General features: G+C 44.2%; 19 protein-coding genes. All 19 read left to right on the top strand.

Features of this window, described 5'->3' with window-relative positions:
• The first annotated feature begins 11 nt into the window (after positions 1–11).
• On the top strand, positions 12–965 hold the full coding sequence (locus C9I89_RS00095; RefSeq protein WP_107281324.1) for an ABC transporter permease: 954 nt from the start codon (positions 12–14) through the stop codon (positions 963–965).
• A gap of 13 nt (positions 966–978) precedes the next feature.
• The gene (locus C9I89_RS00090) at positions 979–1,872 is read left to right on the top strand and encodes an ABC transporter permease (protein ID WP_107281323.1); all 894 of its coding nucleotides are present in this window, start codon (positions 979–981) and stop codon (positions 1,870–1,872) included.
• A 1-nt stretch (position 1,873) separates the two neighbouring features.
• A complete protein-coding gene (locus C9I89_RS00085; RefSeq protein ID WP_107281322.1) occupies positions 1,874–2,860 on the top strand; it encodes an ABC transporter ATP-binding protein in 987 nt (328 codons plus the stop codon).
• On the top strand, positions 2,857–3,831 hold the full coding sequence (locus tag C9I89_RS00080; RefSeq protein WP_107281321.1) for an ABC transporter ATP-binding protein: 975 nt from the start codon (positions 2,857–2,859) through the stop codon (positions 3,829–3,831). The genes C9I89_RS00085 and C9I89_RS00080 overlap by 4 nt, the downstream gene beginning before the upstream one ends.
• Positions 3,832–4,115: 284 nt before the next feature.
• Entirely contained in the window at positions 4,116–5,117 is a 1,002-nt protein-coding gene (locus C9I89_RS00075; protein ID WP_107281320.1) for an ArsJ-associated glyceraldehyde-3-phosphate dehydrogenase, read from the top strand.
• Positions 5,118–5,192: 75 nt separating this feature from the next.
• Positions 5,193–6,425, top strand: coding sequence for an organoarsenical effux MFS transporter ArsJ (gene arsJ, locus C9I89_RS00070; protein ID WP_107281319.1), 1,233 nt, complete (start codon positions 5,193–5,195; stop codon positions 6,423–6,425).
• Between the two features lie 255 nt (positions 6,426–6,680).
• Positions 6,681–9,626, top strand: coding sequence for a sensor domain-containing protein (locus C9I89_RS00065; protein WP_107281318.1), 2,946 nt, complete (start codon positions 6,681–6,683; stop codon positions 9,624–9,626).
• A 242-nt stretch (positions 9,627–9,868) separates the two neighbouring features.
• Positions 9,869–10,681: a glycoside hydrolase family 19 protein gene (locus tag C9I89_RS00060; protein WP_170107588.1), complete on the top strand. Its 813-nt coding sequence runs from the start codon at positions 9,869–9,871 to the stop codon at positions 10,679–10,681.
• An 18-nt stretch (positions 10,682–10,699) separates the two neighbouring features.
• The gene (locus tag C9I89_RS00055) at positions 10,700–11,551 is read left to right on the top strand and encodes a lamin tail domain-containing protein (RefSeq protein ID WP_107281316.1); all 852 of its coding nucleotides are present in this window, start codon (positions 10,700–10,702) and stop codon (positions 11,549–11,551) included.
• A gap of 209 nt (positions 11,552–11,760) precedes the next feature.
• Positions 11,761–12,210 carry a hypothetical protein gene (locus tag C9I89_RS00050; protein WP_107281315.1) on the top strand — a complete coding sequence of 150 codons (450 nt, stop codon included), beginning with the start codon at positions 11,761–11,763 and terminating at the stop codon, positions 12,208–12,210.
• A 15-nt stretch (positions 12,211–12,225) separates the two neighbouring features.
• Positions 12,226–12,540 carry a hypothetical protein gene (locus C9I89_RS00045; protein WP_107281314.1) on the top strand — a complete coding sequence of 105 codons (315 nt, stop codon included), beginning with the start codon at positions 12,226–12,228 and terminating at the stop codon, positions 12,538–12,540.
• Between the two features lie 231 nt (positions 12,541–12,771).
• Entirely contained in the window at positions 12,772–13,005 is a 234-nt protein-coding gene (locus C9I89_RS00040; RefSeq protein ID WP_107281313.1) for a RebB family R body protein, read from the top strand.
• A 170-nt stretch (positions 13,006–13,175) separates the two neighbouring features.
• Entirely contained in the window at positions 13,176–13,442 is a 267-nt protein-coding gene (locus C9I89_RS00035; protein WP_107281312.1) for a RebB family R body protein, read from the top strand.
• 50 nt (positions 13,443–13,492) lie between these two features.
• Positions 13,493–13,759 carry a RebB family R body protein gene (locus C9I89_RS00030; RefSeq protein ID WP_107281311.1) on the top strand — a complete coding sequence of 89 codons (267 nt, stop codon included), beginning with the start codon at positions 13,493–13,495 and terminating at the stop codon, positions 13,757–13,759.
• A gap of 44 nt (positions 13,760–13,803) precedes the next feature.
• Positions 13,804–14,067, top strand: a complete 264-nt coding sequence (locus C9I89_RS00025) for a RebB family R body protein (RefSeq protein WP_107281310.1) — start codon at positions 13,804–13,806, stop codon at positions 14,065–14,067.
• 83 nt (positions 14,068–14,150) lie between these two features.
• Complete coding sequence (locus C9I89_RS00020) at positions 14,151–14,426, top strand: RebB family R body protein (protein WP_107281309.1); 276 nt, start codon at positions 14,151–14,153, stop codon at positions 14,424–14,426.
• 54 nt (positions 14,427–14,480) lie between these two features.
• Positions 14,481–14,813 (top strand): RebB family R body protein, encoded by a 333-nt coding sequence (locus C9I89_RS00015; protein ID WP_107281308.1) that lies wholly within the window; start codon positions 14,481–14,483, stop codon positions 14,811–14,813.
• A gap of 24 nt (positions 14,814–14,837) precedes the next feature.
• Entirely contained in the window at positions 14,838–15,119 is a 282-nt protein-coding gene (locus tag C9I89_RS00010) for a hypothetical protein (protein ID WP_107281307.1), read from the top strand.
• 29 nt (positions 15,120–15,148) lie between these two features.
• Positions 15,149–15,420: RebB family R body protein (locus C9I89_RS00005; protein WP_211315186.1), on the top strand; the 272-nt coding region annotated here is incomplete at its 3' end.

Raw genomic sequence — 15,420 nt, 5'->3', positions numbered from 1 at the left:
GCTGGGTCATTATGGAGATTTTAAAACACTGTATCAGGAAGCTGATGTACAGCATTCCTCTGCTTATCGGGGTAACCCTGATTAGCTTTGTATTAATGGTTTATTTCGGACCGGACAAGACGTATGACTTGCTGGGCCGTAATCCGACTATTAATGAGATCAACGAGATCCGGCATCAGCTGGGTTACGACCAACCCTTCTTTGTACGTTATTTCGAGTACATCAAAGAAGTTTTGCTGTTTGATTTTGGCTTTTCCGATTCAACCGGCGAGAGGGTGACATCGATTTTGGCGAAGACCATTCCGGTATCGATAGCCTTGCAGTTGCCGGGTTTCATTATTGGTAATGTGCTAGGGATCTTGTTGGCGCTGTTTGCCGCCATGCACAGATCAACCTGGTTGGATAAGCTGATCATGTCGTCCTCGGTGGTGGGAATGAGTATTTCGTATCTCATTGTGATCATAGCGACACAGCTGATTTTCTGCTCCAGTTATGGCCTAAATCTCTTCCCAGTCTATGGCTGGGAAGTGAATTCCCTTTCGGATTATCTTTACTACATTACAGTGCCGACTATTTCATCGGTGTTTGTGGCTCTGGGCTACAATACCCGGTTCTATCGTGCAGTGATCGTTGAGGAGACAACCCGAGATCATGTTCGTACTGCTAAGGCCTTTGGCCACAGTTCGAGCACGATTTTGTTCAAGCATGTCCTGAGAAATGCATTGATCCCGATCGTCACCCGCATTGTCTTCTCCATTCCTTTCGTGATTGTGGGTGGTGCGCTATTGCTGGAAAGTTACTTTGGTATCCCTGGCGTTGGACTGACAGCCTACGACGCGATAACCACCGGCGATCTGCCGGTATTGAAGGCGATTATCGTATTGACCACGCTGATGTTTATCCTTGTCGTGAGTCTGGTAGATATCTTGTATCGCATCGTCGATCCGCGTATCTCTCTAAAATAAAGGACAATCAGTAATGTCGGACACAATGATGGAACAGGGGAGTCGCGCGGTGGTGCCCGCAAAACGTGAATCCCTTTGGACCAAAGCGTTTCAAAAATTTATTCACGATAAGGTCGGTATGATCAGCCTGTCTGTGGTTGGCTTGTATTTCCTCACCGCTATTTTGGTGTGGTTGGGGGTAATTGCCCAAGGGTGGGATGAACTGCTTGCTGACGGGCAAATGGGGCCAACGGCCGAGTATTGGTTCGGTACCAATATTAATGGTCAGGATATTTTCCAACGCGCAATTTATAGTACCAAAACCGCTTTTGAAGTGGGATTGACCGTCGCGGTTGTCGCAACGATTACGGGTGCATTGGTGGGCTCGACCACTGGGTATTTTTCAGGCACGGTGATCGATGAGATATTCCTATGGCTGATGAACTGCCTCGATTGTATCCCTTACTACCTGATGGTTGCCGCTTTCGCAGTTGCCTTGGCCGAAAACCCTTATGCCATGCATATTGCAATGATGTCCTGTTTCTGGATGGGCACGGCGCGATTGGTGCGAGGGGAAGTGATTAAGTTGAAAAACATGGAGTTCACCGAAGCTGCCCGTTCATTGGGTGTGCCGGTTTATCGGGTGATCTTCAAACACTTGTTGCCTAATACTTCACATATCTTGTTGGTGGAGATGACGTTGCTGTTTATCACCGCCATTAAAAGCGAAGTGATCTTAAGCTTCTTAGGGTTGGGCGTGAAAGACGGTATTAGTTGGGGACTAATGATTGCTGAAGCCAGTGGTGAGGTTACCGCCGGTTATTTCAGCAACTTCTTTGCTGCTTCAGGCATGATGTTTGTACTCGTGCTGGCTTTCAATATGTTCTCTGACTCGCTGCAAGACGCGCTGGACCCAAGGAAGATTTAATATGTCTGAGCAAACCCCACTGTTATCAGTGGATAATCTTACGGTTGAATTTAAGACCGACAAAGGCACGGTTCGTGCTATTAACGGAGTGAACTTTAAAGTCATGCCGGGCGAAACGGTGGCTATCGTCGGTGAATCCGGCTGTGGTAAATCAGTAAGCTCGTTGTCGATTATGGGCCTGGTTCCGTCGCCACCGGGCAAAATCGTCGACGGCAGCATTACCTTCAAAGGTCGTGAGCTGGTCGGATTGAGCGAGAAAGAGTATCGCAAAGTGCGTGGCAACGAAATCTCGATGATCTTCCAGGAGCCGATGACGGCATTGAATCCGGTACTGAAGATTTCGACCCAGATGGTCGACGTGATTCGGCTTCATAATGATGTCAGCAAAAAGCAGGCTCGTCGCCAGGCGATTGAGATGCTCGATACCGTTGGGATCCCTTCGCCGGAGAAACGCATTGATCAATATCCTCACGAGTTGTCCGGTGGCATGCGGCAACGGGTGATGATTGCGATGGCCTTATCGTGTGGGCCTGATCTGCTGTTGGCTGACGAACCGACGACTGCGCTGGATGTAACGATTCAGGCCCAGGTGATGGACGAGATGGTTCGGTTACAAAAAGAGCTGAATATGGCAGTAATTTTGGTCACTCATGATTTGGGCGTGGTGGCCGAGTCGTGTCAGCGGGTAGTGGTGATGTACTGTGGCCAAATTATTGAAGAAGGTCCGGTTGAAGCGATTTTTGCCAACCCGAAACATCCGTATACCAAAGGGCTGCTGGAGTCGATTCCGGTAGTACGGGACAAAAAGGTCTCTCGTTTGCCAACCATCAGAGGGGTGGTACCGGATTTGCTACATCTGCCTGACGGTTGTCGCTTTGCTGACCGTTGCGATAAAGCACACGCCCGGTGCCATAAAGCGATTCCTGAATTAGGCGGATGTGAAATACACAAGGTCGCCTGTTTTAGTCCGAATGGAGATACCCAATGAGCGAAGTATTGTTAGAAGTTAACCGTCTGAAGAAGCACTTTTCGGCGGGTAATCGCTTTTTTGGTGCGCAGGCGGTCTGTAAAGCGGTAGACGATGTCAGCTTTACCATCGAGCGAGGAAAAACGCTCGGCTTGGTGGGTGAGTCCGGCTGCGGTAAATCAACCTTGGGTCGCTGTGTATTGCGGTTATACGAACCGACTTCCGGCGAGGTAAAGCTGGAGGGGGTGGATATTTCTCAGTTGAGCGGTCGCCAACTGAAAGCGATGCGCAGAGATATGCAGATTATTTTCCAAGATCCCTATGCCTCGCTGAATCCGAGAATGACTATCCACGAGATCCTTCGAGAGCCTTTGGATACCCACAAAATTGGTACTGAAGATGAGCGCGAAGCAAAAATCGCTGAGGTGATGGCCATCGTTGGTCTTCGTCCGCAGGTATTGAATCGTTATCCTCATGAGTTCTCTGGTGGTCAGCGGCAGCGGATCGGTATTGCCCGGGCGCTGGTGTTAGAGCCAAAGTTTATCGTCGCCGATGAGCCGGTATCCGCACTGGACGTGTCAGTGCAAGCTCAGGTGCTCAATTTGATCGCAGAGTTGCAAGAGAAGAAGGGTATCTCTTTCTTGTTTATTGCTCACGATCTCGGTGTCGTTCAGCATATCTGCGATGAAGTCGGGGTGATGTACCTTGGACGGATTGTAGAAAAAGCGCCGGCGGAAGTGCTATATCGTCATCCAAAGCATCCGTATACCCAGGCGTTGTTGTCAGCGATCCCGATCCCCGATCCTACTGCCAGTAAAGAGTCGATGAAGCTGCAAGGGGATGTCCCTTCTCCGTTATCGCCACCAAGCGGATGTACTTTCCGGACTCGTTGTCCCCAGGCCAGCAGTCGGTGTAAGGAAGAGCGGCCAAATTCCCATAACACCGGAGAGCAAGGCACAGAGCATCTTGTAGCCTGTCACCTGTATGATTAAAGTCTAGAAGCCAGAAAAACAGCCATATATAGAGATCAACAACGTGCCTCATGTTGTTGATCTTTCACATCGGCAGCCTACTACACTTAAGGTAGGGCTTTGTTGAAGTCCTATCCCTCCTCAATTTTTTTCTTTGCATTACGTTCGGATTTCAGCAGTAGCCTACTGAAAAAAGATCTGGTCAATTTGAACTGTTCTGCCTAATATATACGGAAAGGCATATATATATATTTTCGTATATGGTTAGTAGCGTCAATAATTAGACTAGTGAAAGGATAGAGATCATGGCAATTAAAGTAGGCATCAACGGTTTTGGTCGGATTGGTCGTTTGGCTCTTCGTGCGGCATTTGATTGGGAAGCGCTAGAGTTCGTCCAAATTAATGATGTGGCTGGTGATGCAAAAACACTGGCGCACTTACTGGAGTTTGACTCTATTCAAGGCCGTTGGCACCATGAAGCGAAGGTTGACGGCGATCAGATCATCGTTGGCGATAAGACGATTGTCTGTTCTCAGGAACGAGAAATTGACGCTGTCGATTGGTCTGGCTGTGATGTGGTACTGGAATCGACCGGTGTACACCGCAAAAAAGACCTGCTACAGAAATACCTTGATCAAGGTGTCAAGCGTGTCGTGGTATCAGCACCGGTTAAAGAAGAAGGTGTCTTGAACGTTGTCGTCGGTGTTAACGATAATTTGTTTGATGCAGAAAAACACCGCATTGTGACCGCGGCATCGTGTACCACAAATTGCATCGCACCTATTGTCAAAGTGATCCATGAAAAGCTGGGCATTGAACAATCCTCATTTACTACCATTCATGATTTGACCAATACCCAAACCATTTTGGATGCCCCGCATCAAGATCTGCGTCGTGCGCGTGCCTGTGGGATGAGCTTAATTCCAACCACCACGGGCTCTGCTACGGCGATTGTTGAAATATTCCCTGAGCTTAAAGGCAAGATCAACGGTCACGCGGTTCGTGTACCGCTAGCGAATGCATCACTGACCGACATTATTTTTGACGTGAGCCGTGATACAACGGCTGATGAAGTGAATGCACTGCTGAAAGAAGCGGCAGAAGGAGAGTTAGCGGGGGTATTGGGCTTTGAAGATCGCCCGTTGGTATCGATTGATTATAAAGGAGATCAACGTTCGACCATTGTTGATGCCTTATCTACGATGGTTGTCAACGATCGCATGGTGAAGATTTACGCCTGGTACGATAACGAAATGGGTTACGCAACCCGTACGTCTGAGCTTATCCGTAAAGTCGGTCTGGCATAATAAGACTGCTCTTGGTTGAATGAATCGCTCCTGTGGGATTAACTTCTGCAGGAGCAAACTGAAAGAGAACTCTGCATGGTTGCCACTTTTTCAACTCTGTCGAAAGACATACGCCAGTACATGCTGGTGACGTTCAATTACTGGAACTTCACCATCACAGATGGTGCTTTGCGTATGCTGGTGGTGTTACATTTCCACCAGCTAGGCTATTCACCGCTCGAAATTGCTTCCTTGTTTTTATTTTATGAATTCTTTGGCGTGATCACTAACCTGATTGGCGGTTGGTTAGGCGCGAAACTCGGCTTAAACCGCACCATGAATATTGGCCTTGCGATGCAGGTGGTCGCGTTATCTATGCTGGCGGTGCCTTCTTCCTATCTCACTGTTGCGTGGGTAATGCTGGCGCAAGCCTTGTCAGGCATTGCGAAAGATTTAAATAAAATGAGCGCCAAGAGTGCGATCAAAACACTGGTGCCGAACGATCAGCAAGGGGCTTTGTATAAGTGGATTGCGATCCTTACCGGTTCGAAAAATGCGTTAAAAGGTGCCGGTTTTTTCCTTGGTGGTCTGTTGCTGGCGACTCTGGGTTTCCAAGGTGCAGTGCTTTTAATGGCATCGGTGCTGGCCGCAGTGTTTGTGATGAGCCTGAGCTGGCTGGAAAAGGATCTGGGTAAAGCCAAAAATAAGGTTAAATTCAGTCAGATTTTCTCGAAAAGTGCCAGTATCAATATTCTTTCTGCGGCCAGAATGTTCTTATTTGGAGCTCGAGATGTCTGGTTTGTTGTGGCACTGCCCTTATATTTAGGCCAGATATTTGGCTGGGATCATCTGTGGGTCGGCGGTTTTCTCGCGTTATGGGTTATCGCTTACGGGGTCGTGCAGGGATTTGCACCGCGCTTAACCGGCAAAGCCAAAGGCGTGGTACCAGACGGCCGTGCCGCATTGGCTTGGGCCGGGCTATTAGCGACCATTACTGCGGCTATCGCGCTCGGGGTTCAGCTTAACTGGCAACCCGAACTGACTATCATTGTTGGTTTACTGATTTTTGGAGCGGTATTTGCAGTTAATTCATCTTTGCATTCTTACCTGATAGTCAGCTATGCCAAAGATGATGGTGTATCGCTGGATGTAGGATTTTATTATATGGCGAATGCAATGGGACGCCTGATCGGCACCATTCTATCGGGATGGTTATATCAGGAAGCCGGGCTTGCCGCGTGTTTGTGGGTATCTTTTGCCTTTTTAGCCATGACCACCGTGATATCAGTGCGTTTGCCTTTGCACCCTAAAGTGCAAACCGTCACTTGAATAACAGTTGAAAAATACCCATGACTGCTTTGCATTATGGGTATCTGTTGATGACATTTTTTCAGAATATATTTATCATCCGACTTTCATCGTGATGAAAGTCATCATTTTATTCATTTTTTTTGCATATTGGTAAAGAGATCTTTTATTGACATATTGCATACTGTAGAGTCGCCTCGGACATGGAGAGATAAACGGGAAGCAGAATATCGACTTATTAGCACGAGGGTAAGTTGATAGCGACACTTTATAGTGATGAATAAAATAATAAAGAATGCACTTCAGAATCTGTGTGGAACAGAATTATTTGATAAAGCCACTGAGCTAGTTTATGACAAATTGAAGCCTCAGCACTGTTTTATCGGTTACTTTGACGAGCATAAAAAGCAGGTGTATACCCTGTCATATCGTGCAAACGGGAAGGTAGCAAAAAACTTTAGCTACGTCCTTCTTGATACCCCGTGTAAAAATGTTCAGTCAGACCGTTGCACCTGCCATTACCCTTCAAGTGTACAAGCTCTTTTTCCCAATGATAAACCACTGCAAGAGTTAAACGCAGAAGGCTATCTTGGCGTACCTATTTTTGCCCATACTAATGAACCTGTCGGTATTGTTACCTGCTTATTCGATAAAGCCTATGAGCATTCTCAGGAGATTGAAGAGTGGAGTTGCAGCATCAGTTATTTACTTGGGGTTGATCTTAAATACTCGGCACTGTTATCTAAGCAAGAAAAGCTGATGTGGGAGCTGGAAGAAGGTCAGCGTGTAGCAAAGATCGGTAGCTGGCATTGGGATCTGACAACCAATGTTCTTGCGTGGAGTAAGGAGCTCTACCGGATCTATGACATTGATGATATGACTCTCACACCTTCGCTGGATCTGATCACCCAATTAATTCATCCCGATGATAAAGAGCGGGTAGTAAAAGCACTTAATGACTCGCTGGAATCAGATAAAACGCCTTATGATCTTGTTCATCGAATTCAGCTGGTAGACGGAACGGTTAAGCATTTGCGCAAACGATCCAACGTCACCAGGGATCTCAATGGCAATCCTTTAATCATGAAAGGGACTGTTCAGGATGTGACAGATTTTTACCATGTATCAGCCAAACTGACTCAAACATCGAACAAGTTACAGACAACTTATAATTCTGCTGAAGAAGGGATCTGGGAGTATGACTTATCGACGGGTAAATTTCTCACATCACCGAAGTTCTGGAGCATCCTAGGTAAAGACAAACCTGATAACGGCAGAGATTTTATCGAGTGGATCGATTGCTTACATCCTGAAAATAGAAAGGAAGGACTGAATTTCTTTAATCGATTTCGAGAAGATCACTACACTGTTTTCAACTTTGAATTTCGACTGGCCCAGAATGCCAACTCCACCTATGACGCAGGTCAGGAACGATGGTTAACGCTCAAAGGCAGGGTGGTAGAAAAAGATGGTGATGGCAACCCCATTCGCATCGCTGGTATTCAACGAGATGCAACGACAAGTGTTGAAACAGAACGTCAGTTGAACCAGGCTAAGGTTGTGTTCGATAACACATCTGAATGTATCCTTATTACAGATAAAGAGAATCGGATAATTTCGGTTAATCATGCGTTTGAGTGTACGACAGGGTATAAACAGCATGAGTTGCTGGGTTTATCTCCTAGCGTTCTTTCATCCGGCCTGCATGACAAAGATTATTACCAGTCGCTGTGGTTAAGTTTGAAGACCAAGGGGCGCTGGAAGGGCGAAGTCAGGAATCGTCGTAAAAGTGGAGAGATTTACCCTGAGGAAATATCGATCAATGTGATTAAAGATTCTGATGGCTCCGTGGTGAATTACGTTGCGGTTTTCCGCGATATTAGCCATTGGAAAAAAGCGGAAGAACAGCTGACCTTTTTTGCTTATTACGATGCTTTAACGGGCTTAGTAAACCGTCGCAGCTTTACACAGCGAGTAGAAACTCAAAGCAAAAAAGTAAAAATGAATAATCAGGTGTTCGCGATTTTGTTTATCGACATGGATGACTTTAAGTCGATAAATGATCTCTATGGTCATGATTTCGGTGACAGGGTGTTAGCTCGGATAGCAGAGAGGCTGAAGTCAATTTTTCCTGAACATGACAATATCTGCCGCTACGGTGGTGACGAATTTTCCGTGCTGCTGCCAAATGTTAATGCAGAGCAGGCCTCTGAATTGGCCCAAGAAGTGAACCGATCGATCGCTGAACCCATTAATATTGATGATATTGAAGTCAATACGACCGTCAGTATCGGTATTTCTGCATACCCTGATAGTGGTTTAACTCATCACGCATTGCTTAAAAACGCAGACTACGCCATGTACAATATGAAAGGTCAGGGACGTAATGGTGTTTGTCTTTATGATTGTCAGCTGCAAACACAAGATATTTTAAAACTCCAGCTGAGAGATAGACTGAAAAAAGCGATTGCTGAACAGATGATCTCCGTTTGCTATCAGCCGATCATTCATACCCAAACTGGCCAAATTGTTAAGTTTGAAGCACTTGCTCGCTGGCATGACGACATCCAGGGTGACATTTCTCCCGCGGTTTTTATTCCTATTGCTGAAAAGTACGGTCTGATAAATCAGTTGGGTATGTTGGTGCTTCATCAGGCCTGCCAGGATTTGAAAAAAATTCACGCGCTTGGTTATGATTCTATCTGTTTTTCAATCAACCGTTCGGTAAAAGAGTTTATCAACAGTGGCCAGGATGAGTGCATTTGCGATGTGATTCAGCAGTACGAATTACCAAATAGCTCTATTGTGATTGAAATTACTGAGACAACCGCATCGAAAGAGAGTCGCTATATTCATGATGTGCTGGCCCGGTTTAAAGAGCGGGGGATACTTGTGGCACTTGATGATTTTGGTACCGGGTATTCATCATTGGGCGCGATCATTGATCTGAGGCCTGATATTATTAAAATTGATCGCAGTTTTATTACCGAGATTGAGAGCAATATCGGTAGTCAAACTCTGGTGTCACTCGTACTTGAGCTTAGTCATAAGCTTGGTATCAAGGTCGTAGCGGAGGGGGTTGAGACAAAGGCGCAGCTTGAGCTTCTGATGGGTATGAATTGCCACTATATCCAAGGATTCTATGTCAGTAGAGCAAAGCCAATAGAAGCGTGTATCAACATGCTTATGAATGAATCGACGTTAATGACGAGTGACGTCTAAATAAAATCCTGCTGTACTAATGCGGGATTAGATATTTCTGCATTGGTACAGATTAGATACTCTATTCTTTCTATTCTTTCTATTCTTTCTATTCTTTCTATTCTTTCTATTCTTTCTATTCTTTCTATTCTCATCTGATTATATTCAATAATCGTAAGAATGGCGTGGTTTATGGTTGTTTATAAATAGTTCTAGGATTGCTTTTTTTCAATAATCTTATGGTGATTACGCGGAGAAGAATTATGGAATACAAAATTAAACCTGGTGATACGCTGACATCTATTGCTATCAAGTTTTTTCACGATCCCAAAAAGTCTAATTTAATTGCGGAAGAGAATGGCATTATCGATCCAAATAAAATAAATATTGATCAAGTAATTACCATTCCTAATGAAGATGATAAAGCACAGATAACGTCTGAACCAAAGGCTGCTGTTAAGCTAACAAAATCTCAGCTTAAACGCTTTTTGACTCATGCATCAGAAGATACAGTCAACCGTTTTTGCGAACCTTTGAATGATATGATGGAAAGGTTTGGTATTACAACCAAACTTCGTGTTGCGCATTTCCTTGCTCAGGTTGCACATGAAAGTGCAGAGTTTAGTGCAGTAAGTGAAAATCTGAATTACAGCGCAAATGCACTTCGTACTGTTTTTGGTAATTATTTTCTGACTGAACAGCAGGCTCAAGATTGCGCCCGTAAACCTGAAGTGATTGCAAATATTGTCTATTCCAACCGAATGGGTAATGGAGATCAGGAAAGTGGAGACGGCTGGCGTTACCGTGGTCGAGGTTTAATTCAGTTAACAGGAAATAATAATTACCAGTCATTTAAAAAATGCGTAGATGTTGATGTTGTTACAGATCCTGACTTAGTTGCAAAAGACCCTTCGTTAGCGGTTGCTTCAGCCTGTTGGTTTTGGCAAACGAATAATATAAATCGCTATGCAGACAGAGACGATCTGAATAAAGTAACCCGGTTAATTAATGGTGGGACAAATGGCTTGCATCAAAGGGGAGTACTACTGGAACGTGCCAAAGCCATATTAGATTAAATTATAAGGAAATAAACAATGTCAGAATTAAATGTAGATTTATCGTATCAATTAACGGAACAACTTAAACGATTATCAGAGCAAGTGTATCACCAAGCTCAGAACGATATTTCTGAAGTAACCGATACTCTTGGAGAATATCAAGCTCAGGATGCGTGGTGGAATGCCGCCTGTACGTTAATGGGGCAGAAGATCGTAATATCAGAAATTCAATTTGATGGAGGTGATATTGATGCTGCTCGCGGCGAATATATCGAGCTGCATAATACCGGTCCATTGATGGCAAATTTGTCGGGTTGGCATATTAATGCGGGTAATGAAGGTCAGGACTATTACTTCCCAATAAATAGTTTTTTAGAGCCTGATGGACGAATTAGGATTTATACCTGTGAAGGCGACTATAGCTTTAATAGTCAACAACCCATCTGGAATAACAAAGGTGACATTGGTTTGCTCTTCGACGATGATAAAAACTTGGTGAGCTCGTTGGCCTACGGAGATTATGCTCATGAATTCGTAGATATTACCGAGATCCAGTATGACGGTATCAAAGGGCGGGGTGAAGCCGACGAGTATATACAAATCGGCAATATAGGTGATATGAGTATAGATATCACTAACTGGCGTATTAATGCTGGAAAAAACCAAGATTTCATTTTTCCGCTTGCTACTCACTTGTTAGCAAAGCAGAGTGTGCGGGTTTATACCAATACGTTTGATCCACTTACCGGTGGCTACAGTTTCAACAGTAAATCAGCTATCTGGAACAATCGCGGAGATACTGCCATGCTGTTTGATCATAAAGGAAAGCTTGCCGCAGAATTTAGTTATGAAGATAATACTGAAAATGAAGTTGCGATAGACTCTTAGCGGAAAAGCAGATGAGTTTGAAAGAGTTAATTTGTTGCTTCACCCTTTTTTAAGCTGAATGTTTGGCAGGGGTCATCTCTGCCATTTTTATTCATGCCCTGTAATAAAACAGATCGTCAGTTTTTACTATTAGTAAATATTTCTTCTATCATCAGCATAAGTACTCATGGATGACAAGTTATGAATACAATAATTAAAAGGGATGCACTATGAATTTTTTTTTGAACACTTTTATTCGGAAATTATTGTTCGCTCTTTTTCTGTGCTTTGCATCTGGCTGTTCAGTTCAACTTATTGCTGATTACGACCATGCATCACTTAGTCAGATGGAACAATTAGCAAAAAAAATAGATAGATTCTATATTGGCTTAAGCTATTTACCAATAGAGCAAAGAAATTATGAAAGCAACATAAAGTATTATATGGAAATAGATATTGATCTAAATGCTTTAAAACACCGCCAAGAAGTCAGGGTGATGAATGAATTAACCATGAAGCAAGTTGAGAATGTTATTAAACTGTGGAAACAAGACAAGATGAGTCATAAAAAAAACACCATCATTTCAGATTTCTCAATTAAGCGCCATAGTAGGCAATATTACCGACTTTTCCTTTCGATGATCAAAGGTGAAGAAGCCAAGCCGAGAGTTAGTAATTAAGTATGGAGTGAAGATATGAGTCTTAATATTGGGTCGGTTATAAATAATATGGCCAGAAGTGCCGGTAACAGTTTACAAGAAGATGGTACCGATATGACACAAGAAGTGTTACGTATCTTAAAGTGCAGCGAGCAAGAAATTAGTGACCTACTGAACGCAGCCACCAGCGGTGAAATTAGTGAAGATGAATTCAAAGTGGAGGTTGAGCGAGAAAAGCTCGTATTGGAAACAGAATTGATCTCGTTGGAAATAGCTTCTAAAGCAGCGGTTCAGCAAGCAATTAATGCCGCCATGGATACTTTGCGTTCAGCAATTGAAACCGCTATTTAACGGTTGTTGTTTTATTGATAAATCTCTGTGTCACATTAATGATAATAGTTGTCTTGATGTGTTTTTTATCGTATTCAATGTCTCAAAATTAATCAAGTCTATTGGGTTTATATTATTTAACTTTTTGTTTTTTCGGATGTTAAGACGATATTTCCGTTAATTTTACCAAGTTTAACTTGTCATCATTTAATAAGATTAAGTTAATTAAAGAGGCAGAGAAGATAGAAATTAATGGTCAGCGTTAATAAATCAGATGACGGACAGTCAAGTAGCGAGTTGCTTTCACAGGTTTCCCCTGATGTATCTCGGGGAATGCTATATCAGTCAACGGCACATGCGCTATCGAATGCTGTTCACAACGCAACGTTTTTACAACAACAGCAAAGCACGTTATTTCAGAGTACAACGGCCATGGGCGTGTCTTTGATTGAGGGATTAGCAGGTGCTGCGATTGGTAAAGGCTGATACGACAGCAACAAACGAATATCACATTACAAACTACAAATGCAGAAGTTGTGAATTCATTGATGTCTACCGGTAGTGCAGCCATCGGTCGCTCTTCTGGGGACATTATTGAGAAGGCAGAGAACGAAAATTTCTCTAAATATTAATTGGTTATAAAGGAGAGTATCACTATGGCAACAACAGTGAATGAGCAAGTTACCGACTCGGTTACACAAGTCAATACCAAAGTCGTGGGAGAAACACCGGCAATGGCAATGGGGAACTTACTGATGTCAACGAGTCAGGCACTTGGTAACGCTGCTCATAACGCGACAAACGGCCAACAGCAAGCCCAAGTCACATTACAAGCCGTGACTGTACAGGGCATCAACTCGCTAATGTCGACAGGAAGCGCAGTAACAGGGCGTGTAGCTGAAGGCATTATAGAGAAAGGCTAATAAGCCACGGTTTCAGATCTAATTGATTTATATCACAAGGAGATATTGTTATGGCAACTGCTGTAAATGAGCAAATTACGGATTCCGTTACTCAGGTTAACACCAAGGTTGTGGGTGAAACTCCGGCAATGGCAATGGGCAATTTGCTGATGTCAACCAGCCAGGCATTGGCAAATGCGGCTCACAACGCCACAACAGCGCAACAGCAAGCAAATGTCACATGGCAAGCTGCGACTGTACAGGGTATTAACTCACTGATGGCAACTGGCAGCGCAGTGATTGGGCGCTCTGCTGAAGAAATCATTGAAAAGGGTTAATCGCGAATAAATCACAAATTATCTATTAATAAAAGGAATATTCAATGGCTACAGTTAATGAACAAATTACTGACTCGGTAACACAAGTAAATACTAAAGTCGTGGGAGAAACTCCCGCAATGGCGATGGGCAACTTGCTGATGTCTACCAGCCAGGCGCTTGGTAATGCTGCTCATAATGCAACTAATGGTCAGCAACAAGCAAACATCACAATGCAAGCTGCGACTGTTCAAGGTATTAACTCTTTGATGTCTACGGGTACTGCTGTTACTGGTCGTTCCGCGGAAGCGATTATCGAAAAAGGTTAATTTGCTGGTTTGTGGGCACGTAATTGTTATTAATTCAGTGCCCACAAAGTGAGGTCATTCCTAGAAAGACTGGAGAAACAATTATGGCGGTTGTAAATGAACAAGTAACCGATTCTGTTACGCAAGTGAATACACAAGTTGTTGGTGATACACCGGCAATGGCTGTAGGTAATTTAATGGTAGCGACAGGTAACGGCTTGAGTAATGCCGCATTTGATGCGTCGAATTCACAGCAACAATCTACCATGGTGATGCAGACAGCCACGGTGCAGGGTATCAACTCGCTCTTTTCTGTCGGCACCGCGATTGTTGGCAGAAGTACCGAGGGGATACTCAAAAAGCCAGCTCCCGCAGCTTAATAAATAAGGGGTGTATCTCACCCCTAAAGTGTTTCTGACTACAGGAGCATCATAATGACAAAGATAAATGAAAAAACCGAGAAAAAAGCCGTTCCGAAAAAGGCAACGCGTAAGTCTGGTGTTAAGAAAAAGGCTAAAACGGTAAAACCGTCGGCAGAACAGTTGTCTGTACAAGATTCGGAAGACAGTATTTCTGGCGTGGTTAGTGGTCTAGCGAGCGGCAATGTGGTGGTAGCGACAAGTCATGCACTTTCAACAAATGCACAAAATTCACTTGTCGCACAGCAACAAAATGATCTGACAGCCATGACGGTGACAGTGCAAGGGCTTAACGAGATATTCCGTCAAGGCCAGAAAAGAGTCTCTCTGACGTTGAAAAAATCCTGAACATAGGTGAAATCCGGAGGAAACATGAGTTCAGTAAGTGGTCCGAAATTGAGTGGTGAAATATCGCCTGGCGCAGCACAATCCATCGCACAGTCAAGTGCCTTGGCCATGTCTGATGCAACAGACAACCTGAGAAACCTCAATACATTAAGCACAACTGCGATTGGTGTCGCTTTATCGCAATACATTGAAACTGGGGATCCCAAGTTTGGAGAGATGATTGCGCAAGCTCAAAATGTGGTGACGGCTGGTACAGACAACTTTGCCCGAGTTGGTGAGAAAGTCACTGAATTGATGAAATCCTGATGGATTGTACTTTATAAGGAAGATGGAAGATGAGTGAACAAACATCGTTGGATGGAGATTGGCACGAAGTTATTGAAAAAACAGAAAAACTGTCAACTAGTGTCTACAGCGAACAACAAACTGGACTGATAGATTCTATGTTTGCCGAAACCCTTGGCTTGGCAATGCAGAATGCCATTACCACACAACTTAATGCACAAATGACAACGGCGGCCTCGGTTACCAGCGCCTGTGCTCGCATGCTAAGTGCCCCGGTTCCGCCTTTTGCTGGAGAGGAGGGGGAGAAGGGAAAGAGGGGGGG

This window comes from Photobacterium lipolyticum, from assembly GCF_003026475.1.
GTDB lineage: Bacteria > Pseudomonadota > Gammaproteobacteria > Enterobacterales > Vibrionaceae > Photobacterium > Photobacterium lipolyticum.
This window is presented reverse-complemented; position numbering and strand designations above follow the sequence as displayed.

Coding starts and splice junctions, on each gene's coding strand:
- C9I89_RS00025 (WP_107281310.1), top strand. CDS start 13,804: ATGGCTACAGTTAATGAACAAATTACTGACTCGGTAACACAAGTAAAT.
- C9I89_RS00075 (WP_107281320.1), top strand. CDS start 4,116: ATGGCAATTAAAGTAGGCATCAACGGTTTTGGTCGGATTGGTCGTTTG.
- C9I89_RS00060 (WP_170107588.1), top strand. CDS start 9,869: ATGGAATACAAAATTAAACCTGGTGATACGCTGACATCTATTGCTATC.
- C9I89_RS00010 (WP_107281307.1), top strand. CDS start 14,838: ATGAGTTCAGTAAGTGGTCCGAAATTGAGTGGTGAAATATCGCCTGGC.
- C9I89_RS00080 (WP_107281321.1), top strand. CDS start 2,857: ATGAGCGAAGTATTGTTAGAAGTTAACCGTCTGAAGAAGCACTTTTCG.
- C9I89_RS00015 (WP_107281308.1), top strand. CDS start 14,481: ATGACAAAGATAAATGAAAAAACCGAGAAAAAAGCCGTTCCGAAAAAG.
- C9I89_RS00050 (WP_107281315.1), top strand. CDS start 11,761: ATGAATTTTTTTTTGAACACTTTTATTCGGAAATTATTGTTCGCTCTT.
- C9I89_RS00040 (WP_107281313.1), top strand. CDS start 12,772: ATGGTCAGCGTTAATAAATCAGATGACGGACAGTCAAGTAGCGAGTTG.
- C9I89_RS00020 (WP_107281309.1), top strand. CDS start 14,151: ATGGCGGTTGTAAATGAACAAGTAACCGATTCTGTTACGCAAGTGAAT.
- C9I89_RS00030 (WP_107281311.1), top strand. CDS start 13,493: ATGGCAACTGCTGTAAATGAGCAAATTACGGATTCCGTTACTCAGGTT.
- C9I89_RS00045 (WP_107281314.1), top strand. CDS start 12,226: ATGAGTCTTAATATTGGGTCGGTTATAAATAATATGGCCAGAAGTGCC.
- C9I89_RS00065 (WP_107281318.1), top strand. CDS start 6,681: ATGAATAAAATAATAAAGAATGCACTTCAGAATCTGTGTGGAACAGAA.
- C9I89_RS00035 (WP_107281312.1), top strand. CDS start 13,176: ATGGCAACAACAGTGAATGAGCAAGTTACCGACTCGGTTACACAAGTC.
- C9I89_RS00055 (WP_107281316.1), top strand. CDS start 10,700: ATGTCAGAATTAAATGTAGATTTATCGTATCAATTAACGGAACAACTT.
- C9I89_RS00095 (WP_107281324.1), top strand. CDS start 12: ATGGAGATTTTAAAACACTGTATCAGGAAGCTGATGTACAGCATTCCT.
- C9I89_RS00085 (WP_107281322.1), top strand. CDS start 1,874: ATGTCTGAGCAAACCCCACTGTTATCAGTGGATAATCTTACGGTTGAA.
- arsJ (WP_107281319.1), top strand. CDS start 5,193: ATGGTTGCCACTTTTTCAACTCTGTCGAAAGACATACGCCAGTACATG.
- C9I89_RS00090 (WP_107281323.1), top strand. CDS start 979: ATGTCGGACACAATGATGGAACAGGGGAGTCGCGCGGTGGTGCCCGCA.